Annotated in this window: 1 protein-coding gene; it reads left to right on the top strand. The window is 62.9% G+C overall.

The genetic code is table 11. The annotated features are described in order from the left end of the window. Positions 1-445: (Fe-S)-binding protein (locus IF129_RS25975; RefSeq protein ID WP_191212287.1), on the top strand; the 445-nt coding region annotated here is incomplete at both ends.

Raw genomic sequence — 445 nt, 5'->3', positions numbered from 1 at the left:
GAAGAAGATCGTGGCGACGTGTCCGCACTGCTTCAACACGATCGCCAACGAGTACCCCCAACTCGGCGGCCACTACGAGGTCATCCACCACACCCAACTGCTCCAGCACCTCATCGACGACGGCAAACTCATCCCCGTCACACCGGTAGAAGGTCTGATCACCTACCACGACCCCTGCTACCTCGGCCGCCACAACCAGGTCTACACCCCGCCCCGCGAGATCATCGACAAGGTCCCCGGCCTCCGCAACGAGGAAATGCACCGCCACAAGGAACGCGGCTTCTGCTGCGGCGCCGGCGGCGCCCGCATGTGGATGGAAGAACGCATCGGCAAACGCATCAACAACGAACGCGTCGACGAAGCCCTCTCCCTCAACCCCGACATCGTCTCCACCGCCTGCCCCTTCTGCCTCGTCATGCTCACCGACTCCGTCAACGGCAAGAAG

Origin of the sequence: Streptomyces chumphonensis (assembly GCF_014779715.1) — a bacterium.
Taxonomy (GTDB): Bacteria; Actinomycetota; Actinomycetes; order Streptomycetales; family Streptomycetaceae; genus Streptomyces; species Streptomyces chumphonensis.
This window is presented reverse-complemented; position numbering and strand designations above follow the sequence as displayed.